The organism is Mesorhizobium sp. M7A.F.Ca.CA.004.12.1.1 (genome assembly GCF_003997835.1).
GTDB lineage: Bacteria > Pseudomonadota > Alphaproteobacteria > Rhizobiales > Rhizobiaceae > Mesorhizobium.
The window spans coordinates 1-7,161 of record NZ_RZRK01000282.1 but is presented as its reverse complement, the minus strand read 5'-3'; the positions used below and the strand labels follow the sequence as shown (position 1 = coordinate 7,161).

The window sequence follows — 7,161 nt, the reverse complement described above, 5'->3', positions numbered from 1 at the left end:
GGCCAATGCAGCAGATAGAGATCGATGCGGTCGGTGCGCAGGCGTTTCAGGCTGTTTTCGCAGGCGCGCTGCACGCCCACGCGCGAAGCGTTCGATGGCAGAACTTTCGAGACCAGGAAGGTCTCGTCGCGGCGCCCGGCAATGGCCTCGGCCACCACCTCCTCGGCGCCGCCGCCGGCATACATTTCAGCGGTGTCGATCAGCGTGATGCCGAGGTCGAGGCCGAGCTTGAGGGCATTCACCTCATCGGCGCGGCGACTGATATCTTCGCCCATCTTCCATGTGCCCTGGCCAAGCACCTGAACGGCTTCGCCTGAGGGCAGTTTGGTGGTTCTGATGGTCGACGGCATTGCGGGCTCCATTTAGGCCGATCGCATCACAGGCTGGACGAGAAATCCAGAGGCGTTCTCGCCGCGCTGACGATGGCTGAAGACTTACTTCACCGGATGGGCGGCGAGCCAGGCCTGCATCTGCTTGATCTCGGCTTCCTGCGCGGCGATGACGCCTTCGGCCAGCTTGCGGATTTCCGGATCCTTGCCATTGGCGAGTTCGACCTTGGCCATGTCGATCGCACCCTGATGGTGCGGGATCATGCCTCTGACGAAATCGACATCGGCATTGCCGGTATAGTCGGACGCCATCATGTCGGCATGCATCTTGTCCATCGCCGCCTTGTAGCCTTCCGTCGAAGGGCTGGTCGCATCCGCCGCCATGGCGCCCATGTCGTGTTTCATCTCTTCGCTTTGCGCCGGAACGCTTTCGAGGAAGACGGTAACCAGCATTCCGGCCGCCATCAGCAGCAGAACGAGTTTTTTGGCGAAGGTCATTCATGGTCTCCTGTTGGATGGGTTTCGTATTTGGGGGCTTGGATCAGAGTTTCAATGTTCTCAGCCGCAACGCGTTTGCGATCACCGACACCGAAGACAGGCTCATCGCCGCCGCCGCCAGCATCGGCGACAGAAGCGTGCCGGTGAGCGGATAGAGCACGCCGGCGGCGACCGGCACGCCAAGCACATTGTAGAGGAAGGCAAAGAACAGGTTCTGGCGGATGTTGCGGATCGTCGCCTGCGCCAGCGTGCGGGCGCGCACGATACCGTTGAGGTCGCCCTTGACCAGAGTGATACCGGCGCTTTCGACAGCGACATCGGCGCCAGTGCCCATGGCGATGCCGACATCGGCAGCTGCAAGCGCTGGTGCATCGTTGACGCCGTCGCCGGCCATGGCAACACCGGCGCCTGTTGCGCGCAGTTCCTCGACAAGGGCTGCCTTCTGTTCCGGCAGCAGGCCGGCGCGGACCTCGTCGATGCCGAGGCTTCTGGCGATCGCGTTGGCCGTGCGTTCATTGTCGCCGGTCGCCATGATGATGCGCAAGCCGCTTTCATGCAGAGCCTTGATCGCCTCGGCCGTCGTTGCCTTGATAGGGTCGGCGACGGCGACGATGCCGGCCAGCTTCTTGTCGACAGCGACGAACATCGCCGTCTTGCCTTCGAGCTGCAGCGCCTCGGCCTTGGCCGAGATGGATGCGATGTCGACGCCAAGGTCCGCCATCATCGCAGCATTGCCGAGCGCGACCGTCTTTCCCGAGACCGAACCGGACACGCCCTTGCCGGTGACCGCCTCGAAGGCGCTGGCCTCGGCAACGGTCACGCCGCGTGTAGCAGCGCCGTCGACGATGGCTTCAGCCAGCGGATGCTCCGACCCCTTCTCCAGACCGGCGGCAAGCGCCAGCAATTCCTCTTCGGAGAAGCCGTTTGCCGTGACGACATCGGTCAGTTTCGGCCGGCCTTCGGTCAGCGTACCCGTTTTGTCGACGATCAGCTTGTCGACGGAAGCGAAGCGTTCGAGTGCTGCGGCCTCCTTGATCAGCACGCCGGCATGCGCTCCGCGCCCGGTTGCGGTCATGATCGACATCGGCGTGGCGAGGCCGAGCGCACAGGGGCAAGCGATGATCAGCACCGACACCGCGGAGACGATGGCAAAGATCAGGCTGGGCTCGGGTCCAAACACGGCCCAGGCGATGAAAGCGACAATCGCGACAAGGACGACGGCCGGGACAAAGTAGAAAGAAACGCGATCGGCCAACCCTTGAATCGGGGCGCGCGAGCGCTGCGCCTTGGCGACGAGATCGACGATGCGCGCCAGCGTCGTCTCGGCGCCGACCTTCTCAGCGCGCATGATCAGCGCACCATTCTTGTTGAGGGTGCCGCCGGTCAGCGCATCGCCCTCGACCTTCTCGACCGGCAACGGCTCGCCCGTGATCATCGATTCGTCGATCGAGGATCGCCCTTCCAGCACCGTGCCATCGACCGGCACGGCGTCACCGGGGCGTATGCGCAGGCGATCGCCGGCTTTGACCGCATCGAGCGGCACATCGCTTTCGGAACCGTCGGCGGCGATCAGCCGCGCGGTCTTCGGCGCGAGATCAAGCAATGCGCGGATTGCCGAGCCGGTCTTTTCACGGGCGCGGAGCTCCAGCACCTGGCCAAGGAAGACCAGCGCAACGATGACGGCAGCAGCCTCGAAATAGACCGGTACCGCACCGCCATGGCCGCGGAACTGATGCGGAAAGATATCCGGAAACAGCGTGGCGACGACGCTGTAGAGATAGGCAGCACCAACGCCGAGCGAGATCAGCGTCCACATGTTGGGGCTGCGGTTGACGAGCGAGTCCCAGCCGCGGTGGAAGAAGGGGAAGGCGGCCCAAAGCACCACCGGACTTGCCAGGACCAGTTCGATCCAGACTTTTGCCCGGTCCTCGACCAGACCTTCAAACGTCAGGCCGATCATGGGTGCCATGGCGATGATCAGAAGGGGGATCGACAAGGCAGCGCTCACCCAGAACCGCCTGGTGAAATCGACCAGCTCGGGATTTGGCCCTTCATCGCCCGTTGGTACGCCCATCGGCTCCAGCGCCATGCCACAGATCGGGCAGGATCCTGGCTTGTCGCGGATGATTTCGGGATGCATCGGGCAGGTGTATTGCGTGCCTTTGGGCATCGGCTGCGGTGCCGGCCTGTCGCCGAGATATTTTTGCGGCTCCGCCTCGAATTTCGCCTGGCAGGCGGCCGAGCAGAAGTAAAAGCCCTGGCCTTCGTGGCGGGCAAAGTGCCTGGCTGTCGCGCGGTCGACGCTCATACCGCAAACCGGATCGGTGGCCGTCAGGAATTTTTCCGGCTCGGCGACGAATTTCGCGCGGCAGCCCTGGCTGCAGAAATGATAGGGATGGCCATCATGCTCGGCCGTCGGCTTGCCGGCGACCGGATCGACAGTCATGCCGCAGACCGGGTCGCGGACGACGCTCTTCGTGGTGGGCACGGCGCCTTTTGTCGAGCAGCAGCTACCATGCGCGTGATGATCGTGATCGGAATGCGTCATTCGAAAATGCCTCGATGGGTCGGTGTGTGACGCGGAGATAGGGCTTCCAGTAACTGGAAGGTCAAGGGCTGTTTCGACTTTCTTTTCCGGTCGACGGCGCGTCCATCCTCCCCAAAAAAAGTATCACGCGGCAACACCACGCCTGCTAGAGAGCGAGCGTCCCGGGGGTGAGATTTTCTTTGGCAATGAAGCGTCTGGTCATCAATCTCGATCGGTCTCCCGATCGCCTTGCCCGTGTGACGGCGGAGTTTGTCCGCATCGGCGTCCCATTCGAACGCGTTCAGGCCATCGACGCACGGGATCGGCCGGACCTGGACCAGCTGCCACAAAATGTCGGATATCGGAACAGGCTGCCATTGACTGACGGCGAGATCGCCTGCCTGCTCAGTCACCGGGCCTGCTGGGCCGCCATCGCGCAAGGCGACGCTCGCTACGGGGCAATCTTCGAGGACGACATCGTCTTTGCCGCGAAAGCCGGCGCATTGCTTCGCGACAGCGACTGGATTCCAGCCGATGCCGAAGTCGTCAAGCTCGAAAGCTATTTTTGCAAGACCGTGATCCGACGCAAGCGCATTGCCATCGGTCACGGCTTTTCCACATCCAAACTCGACGCCGGACATATAGGAACCGCCGGCTACATCATCTCCAGGCAAACCGCGCTCGACCTGATCAAGGCCACAGAGGAGATCGGCATCGCTGTCGACGACCTTGTCTTCAACCCCGAGTTTTCGGTTTTGCGAGGCGAGACGATCTATCAGCTTGTTCCTGCGCTCTGCGCACAAGATCAGTTCCTTGGCGACAGGGCGCTCCAATTGCCAAGCCTGCTCAGGGAAAAGCGCGATATCCAGTGCGCCGCCGGGACCGGGAGACGCAGAAAGACAGCCATAGCGAAGGTAAAAGCCGAGGCTCGGCGAATAGGCAAGCGCATTGCCGATTTCTGTCGACTGAAGCGGAGAATGGTCATTCCATTTACTTATCCGAGCCAGAGCTCAGCCGGGTCTTGAACCGGCTTTCAACGCCCCATACCCAGCGCCGCGAAAACGCGCTATAGACGCCGCCGAAACGGCAAGGCCGGCTGGGTATATGGCAAGAATCTCCCTGAAGCTCGACGAATTGATCGACGGCGAAGCCTTGCGCCGCGAGATGACCGCGCTGACCGCGGCCACGGCGGGCGACGGCTCCGGGCAGGTCGCGCGCAATGGCGTGCTCCAACTGCTCAAGGGACGACTGGCGGAAGGGCGCGCCATTGCCGAACGCATGCTGATGGACGATGGCGGCGGCAGCGCCTGCGCGGCGCGGCTGTCGCACCTCATGGACGAGATCATCCGGGCGCTTTACGATTTCGCCGTCACCCATGTCTACCGGGTCAAGAACCCGTCTTCGGCGGAGCGCATGGCCGTTGTCGCTGTCGGCGGCTACGGCCGTGGAACGCTGGCGCCCGGATCCGACATCGACCTTCTGTTCCTGCTGCCCTACAAGCAGACGCCGTGGGGCGAACAGACAGTCGAATACATGCTCTACATGCTGTGGGACCTGGGGCTGAAGGTCGGCCACGCCACCCGTAACATCGACGAATGCCTGCGCCTGTCGCGCACCGATGTCACCATTCGCACCTCGATCCTCGAAGCACGTTTCCTGTGGGGCGAGGAAAAGCTCTATGATGAACTGATGCTGCGGTTCGACCATGAGGTGGTGCGCACGACCGGCCCCGAATATGTCCAGGCCAAGCTTGCCGAACGCGATGACCGCCATGCCAAGGCCGGCGAAAGCCGCTATCTGGTCGAGCCCAACGTCAAGGACGGCAAGGGCGGCCTGCGCGACCTGCAGACGCTGTTTTGGATCGGCAAATATTTCTATCGGGTGCGCACCGGTGAGGAACTGGTCGACAAGGGCGTCTTCACCGAGGGCGAATACCGCGAGTTCCAGAAGGCCGAGGATTTCCTGTGGGCGGTACGCTGCCACATGCATTTCCTCACCGGCAAGGCCGAAGAGCGGTTGCATTTCGACATCCAGCGCGAGATCGCCGAACGGCTCGGCTACACCACACACCCCGGCCTGTCGGCGGTCGAGCGCTTCATGAAGCACTACTTTCTCGTTGCCAAGGACGTCGGCGACCTGACCCGCATCTTCTGCGCCGCGCTCGAGGAGGAGCAGGCCAAGCACGTACCTGGCTTCAACCGCATCTTCCTGACTTTCTCCAGGCGCAAGCGCAAGCTGGCCGGTACTTCCGACTTCATTGTCGACAACCACCGCATCAACATCGCCGACGACCAGGTGTTCGAGCGCGATCCGGTCAATCTGCTCAGGCTGTTCTGGTTCGCCGACAAGCACGGTCTGGAATTCCACCCTGACGCGCTGAAGCTGCTGACCCGTTCGCTCGGCCTGGTCAACAAGTCGCTGCGGCGCGACGAGGAGGCCAACCGGCTGTTCCTCGACATATTGACCTCGGATCGCAATGCCGAACTCAATCTGCGTCGCATGAACGAAGCCGGACTGCTCGGCAGGCTGATCCCGGATTTCGGCAAGATCGTCGCCATGATGCAGTTCTCGATGTACCACCACTACACGGTGGACGAGCATCTGATCCGCTGCATCGGCGTGCTGGCCGAGATCGAGCGCGGCGACGGCGAAAAGGTCCACCCCTTGTCGCACACGCTGATGCCGGGCCTGAAGAAGAGCCGCGAGGCGCTCTATGTCGCCGTACTGCTGCACGACATCGCCAAAGGCAGGCCGGAGGACCATTCCGAGGCCGGGGCCAGGATCGCCCGTCGCATCTGCCCGCATATGGGGCTGTCGCCTGCCGATACCGAAACCGTGGCCTGGCTGGTCGAGAACCACCTCGTGATGTCGATGACGGCGCAGACCCGCGACCTCAACGACCGCAAGACCATCGAGGATTTTGCCGCGATCGTGCAGTCGGTCGAGCGGCTGAAGCTGCTTTTGATCCTCACCGTCTGCGACATCAGGGGCGTCGGACCCGGTGTCTGGAACGGCTGGAAGGGCCAGCTGCTGCGCACGCTCTACTACGAGACCGAATTGCTGCTGACCGGCGGGTTTTCGGAAGTGTCGCGCGCGCAGCGCACGGCGGCGGCGCGCGAGCGCCTGGCCGAGGCGCTTGCCGACTGGCCGGACAAAGCCCGCAAGCGCTATGTCGGCCAACACTACGAGAATTACCTTTTGACCGTCGATCTCGCAGACCAGTTGCGCCATGCCGAGTTCATCCGCGAAGCCGACGTGTCAGGCAACAAGCTTGCCACCATGGTCAAGACCCACCAGTTCGAGGCGGTGACCGAAATCACCGTGCTGGCGCAGGACCACCCCCGTCTGCTCTCGGTCATCGCCGGGGCTTGCGCCGGAGCCGGCGGCAACATTGTCGACGCGCAGATCTTCACGACGTCGGATGGCCGCGCCCTCGACACGATCCTGATCAGCAGAGAATTCGATCGCGACGAGGATGAGCGCCGGCGTGCCGAGCGTGTCGGCCGGCTGATCGAGGACGTGCTGTCGGGCAAGAGCTGGCTGCCGGAAATGATCGAGAAGCGCACCAAGCCGCGGCGCGGCTCCAAGGTGTTCAAGATCCCGCCGCGCGCCGAAATCCGCAACACGCTGTCGAACCGTTTTTCGGTCATCGAGGTCGAGGGCCTCGACCGGCCGGGACTGCTGTCGGAGATCACCGGAACGCTTTCCGACCTGTCGCTCGACATCGCATCGGCCCACATCACCACCTTCGGCGAAAAGGTCATCGACACTTTCTATGTCACCGATCTCACTGGCCAGAAGATAGAC

General features: G+C 62.7%; 5 protein-coding genes. 2 read left to right on the top strand and 3 right to left on the bottom strand.

Annotated features, from left to right (window positions below; all coding sequences use genetic code 11):
* The 3 genes from EN984_RS16455 to EN984_RS16445 form a co-directional block, all read right to left on the bottom strand.
* The coding region (locus tag EN984_RS16455; RefSeq protein WP_164765492.1) for an aldo/keto reductase at window positions 1–350 on the bottom strand (350 nt) is incomplete at its 3' end.
* A gap of 84 nt (window positions 351–434) precedes the next feature.
* Window positions 435–827: a DUF305 domain-containing protein gene (locus EN984_RS16450; protein WP_127271334.1), complete on the bottom strand. Its 393-nt coding sequence runs from the start codon at window positions 825–827 to the stop codon at window positions 435–437.
* Between the two features lie 43 nt (window positions 828–870).
* Complete coding sequence (locus tag EN984_RS16445) at window positions 871–3,375, bottom strand: heavy metal translocating P-type ATPase (protein ID WP_127276217.1); 2,505 nt, start codon at window positions 3,373–3,375, stop codon at window positions 871–873.
* Between the two features lie 185 nt (window positions 3,376–3,560).
* Here EN984_RS16445 and EN984_RS16440 point away from each other — a divergent pair, with 185 nt between their 5' ends.
* Complete coding sequence (locus EN984_RS16440) at window positions 3,561–4,379, top strand: glycosyltransferase family 25 protein (protein ID WP_127269992.1); 819 nt, start codon at window positions 3,561–3,563, stop codon at window positions 4,377–4,379.
* Window positions 4,380–4,458: 79 nt separating this feature from the next.
* The coding region (locus EN984_RS16435) for a [protein-PII] uridylyltransferase (protein ID WP_127372740.1) at window positions 4,459–7,161 on the top strand (2,703 nt) is incomplete at its 3' end.

Excerpts from the sequence above, each read along its gene's own strand:
- EN984_RS16440 (WP_127269992.1), top strand. The coding sequence starts at position 3,561 with ATGAAGCGTCTGGTCATCAATCTCGATCGGTCTCCCGATCGCCTTGCC.
- EN984_RS16445 (WP_127276217.1), bottom strand. The coding sequence starts at position 3,375 with ATGACGCATTCCGATCACGATCATCACGCGCATGGTAGCTGCTGCTCG.
- EN984_RS16450 (WP_127271334.1), bottom strand. The coding sequence starts at position 827 with ATGACCTTCGCCAAAAAACTCGTTCTGCTGCTGATGGCGGCCGGAATG.